This is a genomic window from Paenibacillus sp. FSL P4-0127, assembly GCF_038007325.1.
In the GTDB taxonomy this organism is placed as follows: domain Bacteria; phylum Bacillota; class Bacilli; order Paenibacillales; family Paenibacillaceae; genus Fontibacillus; species Fontibacillus macerans.
Genome location: NZ_JBBOWY010000001.1, coordinates 4,690,386 through 4,710,423 on the forward strand (window position 1 = coordinate 4,690,386; position 20,038 = coordinate 4,710,423).

The following is a 20,038-nucleotide window of genomic DNA, read 5'->3' on the forward strand; positions in this document are numbered from 1 at the left end:
AGCCCTTCTTCAAGATACATTTATTTAACAGTTCCAAAAACAATTGTATACTTCCTTTTCTCTGAAGCACTATTTTATATATTTTAACTTTTTTTACTCCCCCTTCTGCACAAGGAAATAAATATAGTACTTTTATATATTTCAAAACCACTTTAGAGAGTCCATTCAAATAAAGAATGTCTTTATAGTTATAAATATCCAAATCAATTTATCATTGCTCTCTGATTTACTAAAATAATCATTGAACTGATTTACCTTTAAATTTTTGCCATTTTCTAGAGAAACTCACATATAAACTTTTATGACTGTAGGTCTATGATATTAAGAAAGTTTTTAATATTCTTCTTTTATTTTCACCCCTCGAACTTTAGAAGCTTTGTTTATATTTGTTGTAAGGAACTCGAATATCCAGTTATTATTACTATTTTGTCTCTCTTCTCTAGGCACTAACTGTGTGCTTACTGTTTCTTCTACTTCTTCGTCTGTGCTTTCTGCCTCTTCTTTTCCTTCGTCTGTACTTACTACTCCTTCTCTTCCTTCGCCTGTGCTCTTTACTTCTTCTCTTCCTTCGTCTGTGGTGCTTTCTGCTTCTTCATTTGTCTTCTCAGCTAAATTTATTTCTTTTTCGACTGTTTCATTCAACTCGTTCATCAATTCATCATCTAAACTAAAAGAGTATTCTTCAATGATTTTCGAAAATAAATCTGTAGCCGATAAATCTTTCAGGTCAGTTCTATGACGTTTAATAGATAAAGAAATAATTGATTTTTTTAATTCTTCTAATACTATTGAGTACGTCGGATCAACAAATGATATTCTGTGATTTAAGAGTTGTACAAAAAACTTATCTTCCTTAACTAGCGGATCATTTTCATCCTTACCTAACCAACGATGAATACAACACTCGTAGTAAAAGAGCCACTGAATATCATAAAGGCTGTCCTCTGTCAAAAGACTTTTATAATATGAAAAATCCAAGTCCCCTTTCAGAAGACTTTTTGAATGCAATATCATTGTCAATATGTTTATTATTGGATTATCACTTCTCAACAAAAGCATACTTACTTCTGCTACTATAGGTATGTTTAATTTTGCAGCAAAACTAAGCGCCCATGATACCTCAAAATCATTTTTCAACTCTATATTATTTTTAATAAGCGTATTGATAAAGTCTTCTATTCTTTCACTTTTCACCGGGTAACCTCTATATTTATAACCTTCAATAGTTTCAAATACAGTAGGGATTATTGAGGAATCTACCAATATAGATTGTAGTAAAAGGGACTCAAAAATATCCCAATTATCTTTATGAATCACTACACTCCTCAACACTTTTACAGCATAGTTTAAGATGCCTTTTTCATCTGTTTGAATCTTATATTTGAAAGCTGAACTAAAAAATTCTTTAATATCAGTATGTTGTAGTTTTGCTGATTGTTTATTATCTTTTACATTTCTTCTAAATTCAAACTTTTTAAAATAGTACAGCCACTCTGGCTCTAAAACTTGAGGTATTTTAACAATTCTGCTTTTTGAATTATTTAGATCTAGTTCATAATTCTTCAAGATTTTATTCAAAATATTTAATGCTCGCTGGGCTTCTTCTGCTGAACTAAAGTAATATTCCATATCGTCTGTATACCTATAACCTACTAAATTATCACCAAATTCTGTTTTAAATTCATCATCAATTGCAGTACCTATTATTTCCTGTATTACCAAGGAAGTCACTGCTCCAATAGGTATCCCTATAGTTTGCCCATCCTGCAAATTTCTTAGCAATTTATCAATTTCATTTCCAAGGAGAGTATCATCTTTTTGTTTTGCTTTCGCTATCTCTTTAGTATGTAACGCCCATGGGATAGAATGTGTATAAATACTTGGATAATATCTTGTTATGTCAGCTTGTAATATATATCTTTTCGAAACGAGATTATGTATTCTTTTGTTAATTTTCTCAGACATGGAAAATTTGGGTATTATATTGTCTTCTGAAATTGCTGGAGTAGTCAAAGAAAATTTTGATTTTAAAAAATGCTGATTTAGACTATCCCAATTCTTTTCGATTGTTTGAGCTAATAATATATAATGTAGCGGATGTGGGACTGCAAGATTCCTTCTGAAGTTTTCCGATTTAGGTGTTGAAAAATCTATCAATTTACACCACTTATTCAAACCCTTCTTAGACAAATTTGACTGAGTTAAATCAAGCTCATCTATACATTCACTTAACTTAGTTGTTTTAAATTCACAGGGAATCTCTTTTGCAAAATATCCCTTCGCTATTATTTTTCTTGCAATTTCATGTCTTTCTGTCATAGTTAGGCTCCTAAAGGAATTTTCTTATACATAATAAACAGGAGAAATGTTAAAATGAATTCTATTCAAATTGCTCTTAATGTTAATTCAAAGTAGATTATGACTAGTTATTGTCTTGCTTTCAAACTGATTTCCTATAACATACACTTCACGAAATTCGTGAATTAACAGAACACAACTAAATATACGAATAATCTTTCAAAAGAACTAGTTTTATTGAACTAATCTTATTCTATTATAAGTTGGAATAATATGCCGAACAAATAATTATTTGCTCGAAAATAAAAAAACTCCCGCTAAAATTAGCGAAAGTTTGAATCTGTATCATATTCACATAACAGCAAGCACATACAGTTCCCAATTTTATTTTTCAAAGCCCCAGCTTCTCTGCCTTCTATCAATCTCCCTTCTCAACCCCCTTTCCCTCCCCACAAAACACCTCCACCATCATCAAAGCCCCCATCCTAAACCCCTGGACAAAAGCCTCACTTGTAAGCATAGAACTAGTTTCCCCGTTCAAATCCAAGATTTCCTCAAGGGCTTTGAAGTCGTTCTCCGAAAAGTTTCGTTTGGCTTCTTCCATCAAATCGGAAATTTTTCTATTGAGCGGGCGATATTCGGGATCTGTGGGGACTATAAACCCTTCGGGATGCAGGTTGCCGTAATATAATTCTTCTATAATATTCTTCACTGGCTCACCCTCTTAATAATTTGTTGGGGTAATGACTCCCCTCAAGGACGAGTTTACCTCAAACGATTGCAGCAAGTTGAATTTTATGCGATATTCGCATATTGTATTTCCGCCCTCTTGATAAGCGATTTGTCCCCACCACAGACATCCATTCGTTAATTTCCATACTTAAAGGTTCAATGATACAATAAAATGTGGAAATCAATGGAGGTGGTCCCCATATCCCTATTAAAAAGAACCACCCTTTGGCTCTCTATCATAAGCATCTTAATATGCTTAAGCGACTACTTAGGAAGCGCCTTAGCCAATATCCTATTGATAAGATTCAACCCACTAATCGATTCCATTAAGTTCACTGAGCCTTTTACAAATTGGATTGTGGATGCCGGTAATACAAAATGGGTGACGAATAGTGCTTTAATCCCCCTACATTTTCCGGCTTATTTGATACACTTTGGGAGCTTCTTTTTCGCGGGGCTTGTTGCGGATTATCTGATTCACATATTGAGAAGAAAAGCAGTTACCGAATAAGCGAAGCGCCTTTGATTATACGAAAAAAGACAAGCCCAAGTTGCTCAATGGGCTTGTCTTCGTATTCCTATCCTACTTCTCCACCAACGACCCCTGCAAATTCGCCGCATTGAAGTTTGGGTCGGCTTCGACCGTGGTATCCCCCGCTGCTTTAGCCTTCTCAAGCGCGGCATTGTAGCGGGCGTTCAAATCGCTCAGTACTTTGTCCAGGTCCTGGCCGTCGAAGATGAACTTGTTGAATACATCGACTTTTTTGGCGCCTTCGACGCGGCCTTCGGTGGCGACCAGCGGGGTGGCGGGGTAGATGCCGTCCAGCGAGGTCGGCAGGAAGTTTTCGATGCCGGCGATGTCCGGGGCATTGGCTTTGGCCGCCACGGATGGGATGACGGAAACGCCGTATCCGCCTTCCTGGTAAGCGACCTGCACGTCGTCGCTGTACATCCATTCGATAAATTTCCAGGCTTCTTCTTTATGCTCGGAGTTTTTGCTCATGGCCAAATAGCTGCCGGCGATAACTTGATCGGCCCCGTTTTGCTGGCCGTCGAGCGTTGGCGGCATCGCCGCGGCCCAGCGGATTTCCGTCGGGAACTGCGTCTTGTACACGCTCGGCTCTACCGAGTGATTGAAGTACATGCCGATCTTGCCTTGCGCGAACTGGGCGCGCAGCGGGTCAATGTCGAGCGATTCGGAGCCGGGCAGCATGCTGCCGTCCGCTTTGATTTGATGCAAGGCCTGCAGCACTTCTTTATACACGGTAAAATCGAATTTGCCGGTTTGGAAGTTGAAGCCTTCGTTGCCCGTGTTCGTGCTCAGCGACACGATCGGGTAAGCGATCCGCTCAAAGCCGCTGGCGCTCTTGAAGTTGCCGGCAAACCCGTAAGCGCCGGTGTCCTTGCCCGCTTCCGTGATCTTTTTGGCGTCCTCGACCATTTCCGCGAGCGTCGTTGGCGGCCCGTCGATCCCTGCTTTTTCAAATAGATCAACGTTATAGATCAGTCTCCAGAATTGGCCGATATTCGGTAGCGTGTAGATTTTTCCGCCGACCATGTTTTTCTCTTCGATCAGGACGTTTTTGAAGTTTTCCTTCATTTCCGGCGAGATGTACTCATCGAACGATTCCAGGTAGCCGCGCTTCACCCAAGTCGGCACATTCCCCGTGTCCACCCGCAAAATGTCCGGCGCCTGGTTGCTGGCAAAAGCGATTTCCACGGACTGCACGTAGTTATCCGCCATCACCTTCATTTCAATGTCGATGTCCGGATTTTGCTCCTCGTATTCTTTGATTTTTTGCTCGATAAAATCGGTGTCGTGACGGTCGATCGTCCAATACGTAAGCTTCGTCTTGCTTCCTTCGGCCCCGGCGTTCGCGGCTGGATCCGCCTTCTCGCCCCCCGAGGAACAGGCCGCCAAGGCTCCTGCCATCAGCAAGGCCAGTCCGGATACGAACCACTTTTTGCGTCTCATACCAATTGCCCCCTTCAGATGATGTAATCGCATTCATTTCTCAATAAAAATATAAATCAACGTCCGCCCATCTCGTGAAGGAAGAAACAACTATTCAAGGGAGAGAAAACCACTTTTTCAGAGGTTGTTCAAAAAGTCGTCTTCCCATGACGAAGCAATTCAAGGAGTGGATTCGACGTCGAATCTTGAATTCAGCCGGGCCTTCCGTTGCTCACGTAGATCTATCTACGCTCCGCTACTCAGTCCCTAGCTTCATCCAACCTTCTCGGTCCTGGAAACCCGACTTTTTGAACTTGCACTTTCACTCCGTTGCACACGCGGCATATTTCATCCGAAACTCCGTCGGCGTCATCCCGGTATGCTTTTTGAACAATTCGGTAAAATACGGACGATCCTCATAGCCTAGCGATCCGGCGATATCCTGCACCTGCATCCCTTCCAGCACTAGTTCCTTCGCTTTCTCCATCCGGCAATGGGTAATATACTGGGCCAAGGTGACGCCCATTTCTTTTTTGAACAAGTTGGAAAAATAGCTCGGGCTCAAGTGCACTGCTTTAGCGCAGTCCGCTACGGACAAATTTTGCTGCAGATGGCTCTGAATGTAGGTAACGCCCCGCTCGACCAGCAGCCGCGATTCGCTCACCTGCCGCTTCCGCAATTGGGCGCAGCCCTGCCGGCAAAAATCCCGGATCAAGCCGCACAGCGCTTCAAACGTGGCCGCCTTGTTCATCTCCGCCAGCTTGCTCTCCAGCTCCTGAATCTCCTCGGCCGAACCTTTTTCCGCAAACACCCGGTGAATCGAATGCGCCAGCTCCAGGCATAACGTTTGTAAAAGCGCAGGGTTCGGATGCTTGCTGGCCGAAATCCATTCGTCCCAGATGCTGTGGAGCTGCTCCTCCGCCTTGTCCACATTCGCCGAACGCAAGCAGAACAACAGCTCCTTCTCCTTGTCATAGGAATACTGCGGCCAGGCCGCGCCCCGGCTGTCCCCCTCCCCGTACAGATACACACTGTTGCCACCGGACAAAAAGGTGTTGGCCAGCGCGGCCAGCGCTTGTGCGTACGCAGCGGACAACTGTGCCGTCTCCTGCACTTCTCCGCCCAAGCCGATCGACACGGTGTAGTCGGTATGTTTGCCGACATTTTCCCGGCATTTCTCCGCCAGCTGCCCGGCATCCAGGGAGGCCGCCGGATTGGCGACGATGACGAATTGGTTGATATTTTCGCGGAACACAATGCCCCTGGTATAGGAAGAGACGGTCTCCTCCAAAATATTCTGCACGGCAAACCGGATCAGCTCCACCTCGTTCACCGGCAATTCCGCCGTCCGCTGCGTAAACCCGTCCATCTCCGCCACCATCACCCAAAAGCCGCTGGGCTCCATCGTAATCCCGTAAAAATCCCACTGCCGGCTCTGGCTCTGCTGCCGGGTGCCATAACGGATGAGCAGCCGCATGAACTCCTGGCGCAGATAGGGCAAGCTTTCCCTTAACTTCCGCTCCATGCCCTGCATGTACTCGGTTTTGCTCCGCTCCCGCTCCAGCGCTTCCTTCGCTTTCAGCACCGTATCCAGCACGCTCGCGGGGGTAAAGGGCTTGACGATAAAATCGAACGCGCCCAATTTGACCGCCTCCTGGGCATAGGCAAAATCGGTATACGCGGTAAAAAAGATTACTTTGACCTCCGGCAGCTCCGGCAAAATCGTCCGCATCATCTCCAGCCCGTCCATCAGCGGCATGCGGATATCCGTCAGCACGATGTCGGGGCGGACCCGGCGCAGGCACTCCAGCCCCTCTTGGCCATTGGCGGCCGTAGCCGCGACCGTCAGGCCGTGCTCCTCCCAGGCAATCCGTGTGGACAGTCCGCGCACGACCGCCGGAATATCATCAATAATGCAGATTTTCATCGGTTCGATTTGATTCATCGCTTATCCCGCTTTCCATTGGAATGGTAATGACGGCCACCGTTTCCTCGGGGCGGCTGCTGAAGCGCAGCCCGGCCTCCCTGCCGTAGTACAGATTTAACCGATTGCAAATATTGGATAACGCATACCCTTTGCCGTCCGCAGGGTGCTGCAGTTTATCGTTCATTTGCTCGGCATCAAACCCAACCCCGTTGTCCGTAACCGTGATGATTAAGCTGCCGCCCCTCGCCTCCGCCGCGACCCTGATCATCCCGGAGTCCCGCTTGTCCTGCAAGCCGTGCAGGATGGAGTTTTCCACGAGCGGCTGAATGATGATTTTTAACACCGGCAAGTTTAGCAGTTCGGGCGGCGCATGGATAGCATATTGAAACAATCCCTCATAACATTGCTGCTGCAGGTTCAAATATTGGCGGGCATGCTCCAGCTCCCGGCCCAGCGTGGTGATTTCCTGTCCCTGGTTGAGCCCCAACTTGAACAACGCGGATAACGAAAGCACCATCTCTTTGACATCCTCGTATTCGTCCATTTCGCATTTCCAGAAAATCGTATTTAACGTGTTATATAAAAAATGCGGATCGATTTGCGCCTGCAGCGCTTTAATTTCCGCCTTCCGCTTCTCTTTCTCCGTCTCCTTCACTTCGCTGATGAGCTGCCCGATGCGGTCGAGCATTTGATTGAACTTCCGCCCGGCTTCGCCGATCTCATCCTGGAACGGACTTACGAACCGCGCCTGCAAATCCTCCTGCTCCACCCGTTTCATCGTTTTTTGCAATTTGAGCAGCGGGGAGAGCAGCAGCCTCGACAAGAAGCGGGCCAGCAGCAGCGCCATCAGGATGCAGCAGGCCATGATCGCCAGCACCAGCCACTTAATCTGGAGCACCGGGCCGAGCAGATCCGTTTTGGACAAATAGCTGACCAAAATCCAGTCCGTGGCAAACGCGGAGGAAGCGTAACTGACCAGCATCGTGCCTTCCGAGCTTTTATATTCGAAGTTCCCGGCTTTATTTTCCCGTAGTTGATTGATGAATTCCGGCGAACGCGTCCATTCCGGCCGTCCCTGATCTCCCAGCACGCTGGCCCCGGCGGTGTTGATCAGCAAAAAATGCGCCGCACCCGGGTTCAGCCCTTCCCGGACCACCTGGCCCAGCATCTTCTCGTCGACGTTGACGATCAGGAACACATCGGGGACATAGCTATCTGTTAGCGCTTGCATGACTAAAGTAACGACTCGGTGACTTCCGACAAACAGCTCGTCCTCATGGCTCTCGATCCACCGGGTGTCGGGATGTTCTTTGATCCGCTGATAAATGGCGGTGGAGGTAAACGGCACGCCTGCTTTGCGGATTTTGCCGCTGGAATAGAAGTCGCCGCCGGGTGTGGTGATCAGGATCGAGTCGATCGAATTTTCCGTCAGCTCGGCTTGCGTAAAAGGCCCTTGAAGCAGCGAAAAATTCGCAAAATACCGACTGCGGTTGTCAGCCTGGATATCGCGAATCGTTTGTTTGTAAGTTTCGCTTAGGGTCATCGTGGACGAGGCCACGACGATCTGCTTCAGCTTCTGATCCAGCACGTTGACGGACTGATTGAGCACGCTGTGGTTCAACTCCACGGAATTGCGCTCCATCGCCCGGGCGGCGATCAAGTAGGAACACAGGCCCGTCACCGCGATACAAAGCACCGTCAGCACAGCAAAAGAGATCCATATCCTTTTTTGCAGCGAAGTCCGGTAAATCCAGGATTTCAATGCCGTCACGCTCCCTCGTAATGTCTGCCCGCCATGATATAAGTTGAACTAATAATTGTACCGGAATGGGGGCAGCCGACGGTCAGCCCTTCACCGAACCCGCCGTCATTTGCATAAACGATTTATTGGCGAACACGTAAACCACCAGCATCGGCAGGATGGACAAGCAGGCACCGGCCAGCATCAGCTGCGGTTGCGCGGCGTCGCCCACGCCGTATTTCAGACTGGCCAGCCCCACCGTTAAGGTTTGCAATTCAGGCTGGGTCATCGTAAACACCAAAGGCAAAATATATTCGTTCCACGCCCCGCGGAAACTCCACAGGCCGGCCACGCCCAACGCCGGGGCCAGCAAAGGCAGAACGATCCGGTAATACGTGCTGTAAAAATTACAGCCGTCAATATAAGCGGCTTCATCCAATTCCTTCGGAATGGCGCGCACAAACCCGATCAGCATAAAAAAGACCGTGGCATGGGCGCTGATCAGCAAAATGATCACGCCCCAAAGCGATTTTTGCAGGTGCAGCGCCACCATTAAATCGAATTGCGGCCGGAGCACCACCGCGCCGATAGAAATAAACAACGTGCAGGATTGCAGCAGCACATAAAACCTTTTCCCGATAAAATCGATTCTCGCCACGGCATACGCGGCCATCGTCCCGATCAGCAGTGTGCCAACCGTCGTAAAAAAGCTGGTAAATACGCTGTTCCAGGTAAACCGGGCGAAATTGGCGACCTCCCAGGCCTGCGCGTAATTGCTGAATTTCCACTCTTTGGGCAGCAAGGTGGAACCCGTGGTCAACTCCAGATTCGACTTTAAGGACCCGAAAAAAGCGAGCAAAATCGGAAATAAAGTGAATGCGGCGACGATCAAAAGAAATATCCATAATAATGTGCTTGATGTTGCCTTGCGCCATGGGATGGCTTTTTTTCTTGGTGCGGCCTTGGACGCCTCTATCATATTCATCGGTTACTCTCCTCTCTGTCAGTAGATTTCGTTCAGTTTTTTCGATAGACGGAAATATAGCAAAGTGATCACCCCGACGATGACCGCCGTGGCAAAACCGACCGCACTGCCGTATCCGAACTGCTGGGCGCTGGCCCCCCCGCTGGAGACCGGGAAAAACAATTTATACAGGTAGAGGTACATGACATTGGTCTTGCCGTAAGGCCCGCCTTCCGTCAGCACCATGATGCTCTCGTACCCTTTCAGCGAAACAGTAATCGCCAGCATAATGATCATTTGCAGCACCGGTCCCAGCATCGGCACGGTAATGCTCCACATTTTGCGGATCGGTCCCGCCCCATCCAGCGAAGCGGCTTCGTACAGGTCTTCGGGGATATTTTGCAGCCCGGCCAGGAACAGCAGCATATAGTTGCCGATCGCCCCCCAAATCGCGATGATAATCGAGGTCAGCAAGGCGTATTTGGGGCCCAGCCAGTCGATGGGGGCCGAAATGATGCCGGAGGCCAGCAGCATCTGATTGATCGTCCCGTTGTACGAGTTGAACACGACGTAGAATACGATCGCCATCACGGAGGCGCTTACAATGGTGGGCAGGAAATACACCGCCCGCAATAGCTGCCTGCCCGCGAACGCCCGGTTCAAAATCACCGCCAGCACAAAAGACAAAGGAATCGTCACCAGCAGTTTCCCGCCGGCATACACCAGCGTATTGACGACCGACTGCCAAAACTCCGTATCGCGCATCAGCCTCGTGAAGTTATCCAGGCCGATAAACAAAGGTTCACCGTACCCCTGATAATCGTAAAACATGTACTTAAGCGCCCAAAAAATCGGGTACACCCCAAACACCAGCGTCAAAATCAAACTCGGCGCGACGAACGTCCAGGCATGGATTTGGCGTTTTGCGTTGTTCACTGTTTTTCCTCCTGTCATCAAGCGTTGCCTTTCTTAATCCTAAGATAAAAGTCCGCAGGCGCAAGCGGTTAGGGAGAAACCCACTGTGTTAAGGGGGGAAAATCACTTTTCAGTCGATTTGTCCCCTCCCCTTCGCTTGTTTCTCCATCCCGGCGGCTGCTTAAATCCAGTTACAATAAGAACGAGAAATGACCATCATTGAACTGGAACTATCCCGTGCCATTCAAAGTTCATCTTTCAGGAGGTTGACGAGGACGATGAAGCCTATCAACGGCAAGGGGGCAGCAGCCTCTTACGGCTTGTACAATGCGGATGAACTGGAAGCCGTGCGAAACCGTATCAGGATGAATCCCGCGCTGCAGCAGGAGTATCTGCGGCAAAAAGAGCTCTCGGAGCGTTATGCCGCCCAAGCCATGACCGCTCCACTTGAAGAGCAAGCCAATTTTCGTACGTATCCGTTTGTGTTTAAGGTGCCTGAGGGAGTCCGGCATGTTTTGGTTTCCATTCATTTCGCCGGAAAAGGGATCGCCCGCATCAGCGACATGAGACTCACGCATTCTCAGCGCGGGTTGCCCGTGGAGCTGGACAACGCGAATTTTGCGCAGGATTTGGCCCACTGGGAGGCGGAAGTGGCGGAAGGCAGCGAGCTGCGGCCGCTCCCCCTGTCCTTGGGCGCGGCGGCGTTACAGCCTTCCGGGGTCACGACGGCCAGCGGCGTGGATACTGTGGCAAGCGGTGTGGACACCACGGCAAGCGGCGTGGACACCATGGCAGGCGGTGTGGACACCACGGCAAAAGCACAGTGCGTTTACGTGGCCAATGCCTTCGCGGATGTGGACACCGTGCTGCATTACGACACGCCGATCCCCGTGCGGGCCGGCGAACATTACAGCGTCCAGATTACGCTGAGTTTGGAAGCTCCCTTAACGGTTGGCGTTTATACGGAGGTTCGTTTCCGGGGGAACGAAGGTCCGCTGGAGCGCGAAGCTTCCCTTTGTTCGCCTCCCTTCAACCGGGCCACGCCAAGCCCTTGGGCTTACTTCCTGGAAGCGGCCGGAGCGGATGCCAACCGGTTCATGGTGGAAGGCGATCTCGCCAGCGCCGAGCGCTGTAAGCAAAAACTGCTGTACATGCTGTGCGATATGATCCAGGGCATGGAGATTTTTAAAGCCACGGGTTGGCATGACGATGATATTTATGGAGCGGTCCATATCGGCAGAGGTTTGGCCGTGCTCTCGGTCATCTATCGTCAGATTGCCCCTTCCGGTGTGTTTGGCCCGGACCCGGACGAGGAAGCGATGTTGCTGGCGTTTTTCCGCTACATCGCCAATTTGATGATGGATACGGGGTATTACCGCTACGACCTTGCGGAATTCCCGGACGAAAAAGGCGGGATGAGAAGCAACTGGAACGCGGACCGGGCCACGGGCCTGGGGGTGTATGCCCTGCTGTTCCCGCAGGAGCCGAAGGCGGAGGAATATCTGGAGCATGCCTTGTCGGTGGTGGATTGGCAGCTCGATCATGTCGTGGACGATTGCGGAGCCTGGCCGGAAAATATCCGCTACCATGGCGCGGTGCTCCATCGCTATTTTCTGTTCTTTGTCCTGCTGAAACGGCTCAAGGGAGCGGATTATTTTCAGCATGAGAAGGTCAAAGGCATGTACCGTTTCCTGATCGGAACGGCCGTGCCCGCGGATCGGATGCAAGCCGGGCCGGACGGCCCCGCCGTCATGCTGACGCCTGCGGTGGGCGATGCCAATGTGCAGGAGCACTGGTTCCGGCTGCTGGGCTATGCGGCTCCTTCTTTCGTGGAGAATGACCCCAAGTTGGCCAAAGACATGATGTGGGCCTGGCGGCGCGGGGGTGCGCCTGTCCGGGATACCGGAGCTTTCCCCTACCCGCTTGCGGCCTTGCTGTTCCCCAAGCCGGATTTGCCGGAAGAAGCACCCGAATTAGGTTCGATTCATTATCCCGGGATGGGATACGTGATCTTTCGCAATCCGCAGGGCCCGAACCGGTATGAACACTACGCGATCTACGAGGCTTCCCCGCTTACGTACCATGCCCATCACGATGAAGGGCATTTCTCGATCTGGAGCAACCAGGTGCCTTTGACGCTCGATTCGGGAACCGGCGGCTACTACAATGGCGACCGGCATTGGTACGTATCCAGCGCGGCCCACAATGTCGTGCAGTTTGCCGGCCCTGCGGGAGAATGGCAGGAAGTCCCGCTGCGCAGTCACTGCGAACAGGTGGTTTTCTCCGCGGAACTGGATTATGTCCGAAGCCGGATCCCTGATCCGAACATCCGCGAATATCATCGGCATTTTGTTTTTATCAAAGCCGGATTGGAGGTCTATCTGGTCTGGGACCACATCGACGGCGAGGCCGGACAGGTATGGAACCTGCACACGCTGAGCACCGAAGCGGATATCGGGGAGCAGCACATCGAAGCCCACGGTTTGGGCGGAATGCACTTAAGCGCCGTTATCGCCGAACCGAAGCGGCCTGTGATCGTTATGGACCAAGGCGCCGTCGCCGGCAACTACCCTCTGTCGGTGCAGCAGCATTTTAAAGTATACGGCCGGGCAAACAACGATTATTTGGTGCTGCTGCATCCCCATGAAGAAGGGGAACTGAGCGTTCATATCGAAGCTATCCAATTGGACAATCCGGCTCGAACCGAAGTCGCCCCATTGGAGGATCAGCTGTCAGCCCAAACTGCCCAATTGGATGATCCGCTGTCAGCCCAAGCTGCCCATTGGGATAACCGGCCGTCGAACCAAACCGAAGCCCCCCATTCCGATCCTCGGCCGCCGCAGGTGCGCTGCTACAAGATCGTCAAACCTGACGGAGCTTGGTGTATCGTTGTAGTGAATGGGTCGAAGCGGACGCAAACTTTAAATCTAGCAGCCTTGGGATCATTGAGATTACTGGGCGGACAGAATCAGGCGAATGGAGAAAACGGAGAAAACGGCGGAAACGGCGGCGAACTTAACGGACAATCGCTGCAAATAGAAGCCAACCGCCTTTGCGTCCTGCTGCCGCAATCCGATTAATTCGAAAAGGGAGCATTTCACACGTCTGCCCCTTTTCCGTTCACATTAGTTCAACTTTTATAAATACGGGAGGAGTTAAATCTATGAGCAATATTGGAGTATGGGAAAATGCCGAACCGGGCGTGAAACGCTGCATTTTAAGAGCCGAGGACAGCCTGATGATGATGGAAGTGCATTTTGCCAAAGGGGCCGAAGGCTACGAGCATAGCCATCCCCACCAGCAGATGAGCTACTGCCTGCGCGGAAGCTTTATTTTCCGCATCGATGGCCGGGAATACTGCATTGGAGCTGGAGACACAATCAATATTCCCGGAAACGCGAAACATGGCGTCACCGCGCTGGAAGAAGACTCCGCCCTGCTGGACGTGTTTACGCCGATTCGCGAGGATTTGGTGAAGAGATAGAATTTTATTGAACAAACTACAAAAATGACCCATACAAAGTGACTTGTATGGGTCATTTATATATCGCCTCGTGAACCAATTGTTACGACGACATACGTCACACCGGACCACCGTGCAGAACCCGCTCGCGGAAGAGCAAGTTTCTACATCAGTCGCCGGCAGGCAGGAGGATCAGTTTGCCGCGGGCGTGTCCGCTCTGGCTGATGTCGAGTGCTCTACGCCAGTCCTCAAGGGCGAAAGTCTGGGCGACCGGAACGGTGAACTTGCCGTCTGCGGCGTACTGGGCGAACTCCCTGAGAACATCATAGCGGAAGGTCTGGTCTTCTCCGGTGCTGGCGCGGACGCCGAGTTCGGCGGCTGCGGCGAAGTCGCTGATGGTTAGAACACGGCGCGGATCACCACCGGCGATCCGGATAAGATCGGGTATTACGCCGCTGACCGGTGCAGTGTCCAGAACCAGGTCCACCGGCTGTCCGGCGAGCTCGGTTACCCGCTCGACCATTCCGTCACCGTACGAAGTCACTGCCGCTCCCAGCGCACGGAGCCGGTCGGCGTAAGTGTTACCGGCGGTAGCGATCACGTTGGCGCCGTGCATGAGGGCGATCTGGACGGCAGCGAAGCCCATCATTGTGCCTGCTCCGTGCACCAGCAGGGTGTGGCCCGGCCTAACACCTAGTGCTTTAAGGTGGTTGTATGCAATTGTGACCGCCATTGGAAGCGCCGCAGCTTGCACGAACTCAAGTCCTGCAGGGATGCGGACCCAATGGTCCATGATCGCCCGATCCGACGCGCCGGCGCTCGGGGCGCCGGCAAAGTCGGTGGTGCCCAGGACGGCGTCACCGATGACGACGTCGGTGACGTCCGCACCGACCGCCTCCACAATCCCGGACAGTTCCAGCCCGATACCGCGGGGCAGATTACCGGGAAATAGCCCTTTGCATATGCCCCAGTCGACCGGATTCAGCCCGCAAGCTCGCACCGTCACGCGAATGCGTCCTGGGCCTGGTTCAGGGACCGCTACCTGTTCCATGCGCAGGACTTCGGCCGGTTCGCCGTAGTCATGGAAGCGGATCGTCCGCATAGTAGCAGGGCTGGATGCTTGATAGTTCACATCTTTGCTCGACGTATCTAAATTCTCCATTTCGATAACCTCCATTTTGTTTTGGAAAATAATGTTTTTTACATCAATTCAAACGGTGTTTCTAGGGATTGATGCATGAAGGCCGTTCATAAATTCTGTTCAAAGGTGATGGCCTGACTAACCGTATGTTGGCCTTATGAGCGAAATCAGGAAGCTTTCTTCACAGTAAATCTTGATTAAATACCGGGGCCGGCGCGAGCGCATACTTCACTTGTGTCAGTTCCTCGGAAACCGTCCACAACCGCCGCGCGACTGCTTCGTCATGCGAGCGCGCACTCGATTCCACCTTCTTGGGGTAGCCGCGCAATTCGAGACTGCTTGGCCCAAAGTAATCTCCACCTCGGACATCTGACGCAGTGGCCGCATAAAGGGTCGGCAAGACACCCATTTTCGAGGTCTGGGCAAAAAGCGGATTCAGGCGCCGCATCATGCTGGAATGCCGCAGCGCATTGGTCGCTGTCCAGCCCGGATGCACAGCTACTGCCAGCGTTGATCGGCCTGCCGCAACAAGCCGGCGCTGCAGCTCGTAGGTGAACAGCAGATTCGCCAGCTTGCTCTGAGCATAGGCGCGCGCTGGCTTGTAATTCCGCTCCAAGTTCAGGTCATCAAAGTGAATGATTCCCGACCGATGCGACAAGCTGCTTACCGTCACAATGCGTGCGCCCGGCGTCGCGTCGAGCCGATCCAGCAGCAAACCGGTCAGCGCAAAGTGCCCCAGGTGATTGATTCCAAATTGCTGCTCGAAGCCCTGCGCTGTCTTCCCGTAAGGCGGCTTCGCCACGCCGCCGTTGTTGATCAGGAGATCAAGCCGATGGTAGTCCTGGCGAAAGGCCGCCGCAAAAGCGCGGACGCTCGCCAGATCGCCCAGATCGAGCGCCATTCCTACGACCTTGCCCGACGGCTTAAGTGCTTTAATTCGGTCAGCGGCAAGGTTGGCATTAGCGATACTGCGGCAGGCCATAATGACCGTCGCCCCTTTGTTGGCTAGCGCCCGCGCCGCTTCCCAACCAATCCCGCTGTTAGATCCGGTTACAATGGCCACTCGTCCGGTCTGATCTGGCATGTGGTCTTCTGTCCATGGTGTTGTCATGTGGTTTCGTCCTTCCTCCCGAACTTAGATCTGAGAGCCGCCTCCGTCCACAGGGAACTCGGCTCCGGTTGTGTAAGTCGCGTCGAACGCAAGGAATGCGACTGCTTTGGCAACCTCGAGGGGGTCACCGAAACGCAGCATTGGGATCTGCTGTCTCATCTGTTCCTTGGTCTGTTCTGCAGCTTCCTTCGGCATCGACTTCTCCATGATGCCGGTGTCGATGGGGCCGGGGCTGACCGCGTTGACACGAATCTTCCGCGGCAACAGCTCGCGGGCCAAACTACGAGTCATGGAGCGCAGCGCTGCTTTACTGGACGCGTACGCACTGATCATCGGGATACCCACTACGTTCGTGATAGAGGTGGTGAGCACCACGCCGCTTCCTGCGTTTAGCAATGGGGCAAGTTTCTGCACGGTGAAGTACGGACCTTTGGCGTTGACTGTAAGTAACTCGTCGTACACTTCTTCGGTCATCGACTCGAAGGGGACAAAGCGCGTGATGCCGGCGTTTACGAACAGGGCATCGATCGTTCCGAACTCGGCCTTTACCCGGTCGGCCAACTCGTCGATATCCGTTAACGACGCGGCGTCGCTTTGCACTGCGACCGCGTTGTTGCCAAGTTGTTCACGAGCTGAGTCAAGCTTAGCCTGGGCACGGCCGGTGATCAGAACGCGTGCTCCTTCATCCGCCAGCAGCTTCGCTGTCGCGAGGCCAAGCCCGCTGCTGCCTCCCGTGATCACTACTTTCTTGCCTGCGTATTTACTTACTGGATTGTTTTCCATTTTCATCTTCCTCCCTTGGTTTATCCGGTATATAATCTTGCTAAACTAACGGTCAATTGTTGGATAAGAAGCCCGTAGATAAATTGCACAAGCAATCACCATAATGGGTATTTACTGCTTTCACAGAACCCATTCTTTCTAGTTTTCTTGTATTGCTTTTGACGGGCGATTGACCCGACAGTGTAGTAAAATCTGCACTGTCTGTGCTAATCTTAGCTTAGCGGTTTGGGCTGCACAACCAATAAACAACCGCATTTGTGGCTTATACAACACACGAGCTTATTTGTTGTCCTTTTGCTTTCCAATAAACGCACGTTAACCAATATAATCTGAGGGAGAGGGAGAAGCGTAACATGCCCACTAATACAAACGATCCCCGTGTAAAACGGACGCGTCAACTGTTGATGCAAGCTTTTATGGAATTGCTTGAGCAGAGGAAGAAGAATGTCTCTTCCATTACCGTACAAGATATTACGTCCTACGCGACCGTAAACCGCTCCACGTTCTATGCGCATTTTGAAGACAAATTCGCATTTCTTGAGAGCTGGATGAGAGATAAATTTCAAAAGAAGCTAAAGGATGAGCTGCCTAATGCTGCTTTATCCGATATAGGGAGCCTCCGAACGCTTATTTTAATCGTTTTCGATTTTCTTTTCTGTACCCGTCCGTATATGACATTTGCTGATCGTCAATATGAAACGCTGTTTGAGGTCGCCATGCAAAAGGAACTAAATGACCTATTATTTACCTGGTTAAGCGAACAAGCGGAACCTTCCGTTTCACGAGAGACGGTGGAGACTACCGCTCTGATAGCAAGCTGGGGCATATTTGGATCGGCCGTCGAATGGAGCAGACATCCGCAAGATAGATCGGCGGAAGACATGGCGCGGGATGTTTTGGAGGTCGTTGCTGCTGGTTTAGCCCCCGTAATAGGGTAATAGTTGTGTCGCGTACAGGCGGCGCGGTTGAATTAGAACGCCGAATAAGATAGGTTTCCATATAATCGAAAAAACGCCCGGGACCGATGATACTTGGTCCGGGCGATACTTCTTAGTTCTTATACCAGTGTAGGCGTTTAAACTCTTCACCATTAATTGCAGATCATACAACTAACTTTATATCCATTTACCCAATGATTCGTTTAATTGCATTTCATACAGCTACTCCTCGTCTCATTGCCTCTTAATCGAAATATAGCGGAGTAATTGCAGGTTTTACACTTAATCAAGTGCTGTGGCGGTATTTCCGGATAAGTAACTGTACATTCTGCAACTATTCCATTCAACAATGGACCAAGAAAGCTTGAGTACGAAGCAGGTACGCTCGGATGGAGCGATCGCTTTCCTACAACTGCCGGAACTGATCCACAAAGTCACCTCGAAAACCGGGAATAGCTTTCCCTTCGGGCAATTCTAATGGATGTGTTCATTGCACTAACAGATTCTTTTGTGGTAATTGTCTGTTATGGGGAAATATCAAATCACAGGAACTAGGAGCGAAATGCAAATGGTACACCCACAAAGTGCCTCAGCAATTGAAAGATACGCTATTCTCGTATCCGGCGCAGGCAAAACTTTAAATGGCCAAAAGATTATAAATAACGTTTCTCTGGCCGTGCCCCGCAACAGCATATACGCCATCATCGGCCCGAACGGAGCAGGGAAAACGACTCTGCTTCGCCTCATGAACGGATTGTTGACCTTGGATGAAGGTACAATCCGTTATGCTAATAATGAGCATCAAATTGCTGTGCTGCTGGAGAACGACTATCTATTCGAAGCCAAAACCGGACGCGAGAACATCAGCGATTTTGGCATCTATTTTTCGCTTGACCCCGCACAAATTTCCGCGTCGCTGCAACGTTACTCCGCCATACTGCAATTGGACTCAGCGCTCGGCAATAAGGTCGCTGCCTACTCAAAGGGTATGAGAAGAAAGCTCTCCCTGTTGATTACATTGCTTAGAAATACACCGATTCTCATGCTGGATGAGTTGACTTCCGGCGTTGATCCCGAATCCAGACGAGTGATGCGCAGCGTGTTGAGCCAACTAAAGGAAGAAGGCCGAACGGTCATCCTTACCTCGCACGATCTGGCCGAGGTTCAGAAGATCAGCGACTGGATTGTAATTATGAAAGCCGGTTCCATCGTGGAAACGATGAATAATCAAGTGTTCGAGGGAGACCTTGAGCAAAGATTTTTTGATGTGCTGGAGGGGATCAAATGATGGGCATTCACCCGATCAATAAGCTCAATTTCAGAGATATCCTAAAAAGTCCTTCCTACCTGGTCATGCTCAACATCATGTTGATCGTACCGTTAAATTCCATGCTGCAAATTCTGAAAACGAACACCGGCCTGATGGAGTTTATCGTTGTCTATGTTTTTTTGATGTTGAATGTCTCCGTCTATTTCTTTTTGAATATGCTGACCATCAGTCTGATTGTGATTTCGGAAAAAAGCTCGGGGCGCTGTGAATATTACCTGGCCAACCAAGTGGATGTTCGCCGGCTTACCGGCATATACAGCCGCTCCTCCTATAGTTTAAACATCGGCCCCATCCTTTTGCTCGACATCCTTATGGCAGGTTTCGCTATGGCCAGCAATGAGACTGTGCTGCTTCATTTGTTCCAAGATGTTTCTTTTGTTTGGTTTGCGGCAACATACCTTCTCTTTACTTATCTCGCTACCAGTACATTGACCTTAATCTCCATGCTTTCTAAATCCCCGGAGCGGATCCGAACCTATCTTTCGGCCAGTTCGTTTTTGTTTATTTTTGCCGCTACGCTTCCCGCTACTTTCATTAAAAAATTTGGTTTCATTATCAATGGCGGCACCATTATTTGGTTTGCCGGCAGCACTCTGCTCGTTCTGGCATTGATTTGTGCCTCCGTACGCATATTCCTGACTAAAAAGCTAAGCAATGAAATCGTTATTCTATCATATAAACAGTAGGTTTGGTTATAAAATAATATCGTCTATCAGGCAACTTTTTCCTCCCCCATTCAAT

The 20,038-nt window shown here is 50.1% G+C and carries 15 protein-coding genes; 5 read left to right on the forward strand and 10 right to left on the reverse strand.

Features of this window, described 5'->3' with window-relative positions:
* Nucleotides 1-333: 333 nt before the first annotated feature.
* The 7 genes from NYE74_RS21205 to NYE74_RS21235 form a co-directional block, all read right to left on the reverse strand.
* Nucleotides 334-2,319 carry an RNA-directed DNA polymerase gene (locus tag NYE74_RS21205; protein WP_341005171.1) on the reverse strand — a complete coding sequence of 662 codons (1,986 nt, stop codon included), beginning with the start codon at nucleotides 2,317-2,319 and terminating at the stop codon, nucleotides 334-336.
* Nucleotides 2,320-2,716: 397 nt separating this feature from the next.
* Nucleotides 2,717-3,010 (reverse strand): DUF6809 family protein, encoded by a 294-nt coding sequence (locus tag NYE74_RS21210; RefSeq protein ID WP_240751710.1) that lies wholly within the window; start codon nucleotides 3,008-3,010, stop codon nucleotides 2,717-2,719.
* A 603-nt stretch (nucleotides 3,011-3,613) separates the two neighbouring features.
* Complete coding sequence (locus NYE74_RS21215; protein ID WP_155621000.1) at nucleotides 3,614-5,005, reverse strand: ABC transporter substrate-binding protein; 1,392 nt, start codon at nucleotides 5,003-5,005, stop codon at nucleotides 3,614-3,616.
* A gap of 301 nt (nucleotides 5,006-5,306) precedes the next feature.
* Nucleotides 5,307-6,929 (reverse strand): response regulator transcription factor, encoded by a 1,623-nt coding sequence (locus tag NYE74_RS21220; RefSeq protein ID WP_155621001.1) that lies wholly within the window; start codon nucleotides 6,927-6,929, stop codon nucleotides 5,307-5,309.
* On the reverse strand, nucleotides 6,892-8,673 hold the full coding sequence (locus tag NYE74_RS21225; RefSeq protein WP_155621002.1) for a sensor histidine kinase: 1,782 nt from the start codon (nucleotides 8,671-8,673) through the stop codon (nucleotides 6,892-6,894). The genes NYE74_RS21220 and NYE74_RS21225 overlap by 38 nt, the downstream gene beginning before the upstream one ends.
* 82 nt (nucleotides 8,674-8,755) lie before the next feature.
* Entirely contained in the window at nucleotides 8,756-9,631 is an 876-nt protein-coding gene (locus NYE74_RS21230; protein ID WP_155621032.1) for a carbohydrate ABC transporter permease, read from the reverse strand.
* Between the two features lie 24 nt (nucleotides 9,632-9,655).
* Nucleotides 9,656-10,552, reverse strand: coding sequence for a carbohydrate ABC transporter permease (locus NYE74_RS21235; protein ID WP_330164923.1), 897 nt, complete (start codon nucleotides 10,550-10,552; stop codon nucleotides 9,656-9,658).
* Nucleotides 10,553-10,809: 257 nt separating this feature from the next.
* Between NYE74_RS21235 and NYE74_RS21240 the strand changes: the two genes are divergently transcribed.
* Together NYE74_RS21240 and NYE74_RS21245 are read left to right on the forward strand one after the other, a co-directional pair.
* On the forward strand, nucleotides 10,810-13,611 hold the full coding sequence (locus NYE74_RS21240; protein ID WP_240751709.1) for a heparinase II/III domain-containing protein: 2,802 nt from the start codon (nucleotides 10,810-10,812) through the stop codon (nucleotides 13,609-13,611).
* Between the two features lie 83 nt (nucleotides 13,612-13,694).
* Entirely contained in the window at nucleotides 13,695-14,015 is a 321-nt protein-coding gene (locus NYE74_RS21245) for a cupin domain-containing protein (protein WP_316561156.1), read from the forward strand.
* A 148-nt stretch (nucleotides 14,016-14,163) separates the two neighbouring features.
* Here the strand turns inward: NYE74_RS21245 and NYE74_RS21250 are convergent, their stop codons facing one another.
* The 3 genes from NYE74_RS21250 to NYE74_RS21260 form a co-directional block, all read right to left on the reverse strand.
* A complete protein-coding gene (locus NYE74_RS21250) occupies nucleotides 14,164-15,156 on the reverse strand; it encodes an NADP-dependent oxidoreductase (protein WP_316561155.1) in 993 nt (330 codons plus the stop codon).
* Nucleotides 15,157-15,316: 160 nt separating this feature from the next.
* A complete protein-coding gene (locus NYE74_RS21255; protein WP_316561154.1) occupies nucleotides 15,317-16,246 on the reverse strand; it encodes an oxidoreductase in 930 nt (309 codons plus the stop codon).
* A gap of 24 nt (nucleotides 16,247-16,270) precedes the next feature.
* Nucleotides 16,271-17,029, reverse strand: coding sequence for an SDR family oxidoreductase (locus NYE74_RS21260; RefSeq protein WP_036623533.1), 759 nt, complete (start codon nucleotides 17,027-17,029; stop codon nucleotides 16,271-16,273).
* 353 nt (nucleotides 17,030-17,382) lie between these two features.
* Between NYE74_RS21260 and NYE74_RS21265 the strand changes: the two genes are divergently transcribed.
* The 3 genes from NYE74_RS21265 to NYE74_RS21275 all read left to right on the forward strand — a co-directional run bounded on the left by NYE74_RS21265 (nucleotide 17,383) and on the right by NYE74_RS21275 (nucleotide 19,983).
* Nucleotides 17,383-17,967: a TetR/AcrR family transcriptional regulator gene (locus tag NYE74_RS21265; protein WP_036623535.1), complete on the forward strand. Its 585-nt coding sequence runs from the start codon at nucleotides 17,383-17,385 to the stop codon at nucleotides 17,965-17,967.
* Nucleotides 17,968-18,535: 568 nt separating this feature from the next.
* Nucleotides 18,536-19,255 carry an ABC transporter ATP-binding protein gene (locus NYE74_RS21270; protein WP_051985485.1) on the forward strand — a complete coding sequence of 240 codons (720 nt, stop codon included), beginning with the start codon at nucleotides 18,536-18,538 and terminating at the stop codon, nucleotides 19,253-19,255.
* Nucleotides 19,252-19,983 carry a hypothetical protein gene (locus tag NYE74_RS21275; protein ID WP_036623536.1) on the forward strand — a complete coding sequence of 244 codons (732 nt, stop codon included), beginning with the start codon at nucleotides 19,252-19,254 and terminating at the stop codon, nucleotides 19,981-19,983. Before NYE74_RS21270 ends, NYE74_RS21275 begins: the two co-directional genes overlap by 4 nt.
* Nucleotides 19,984-20,038: the final 55 nt, after the last annotated feature.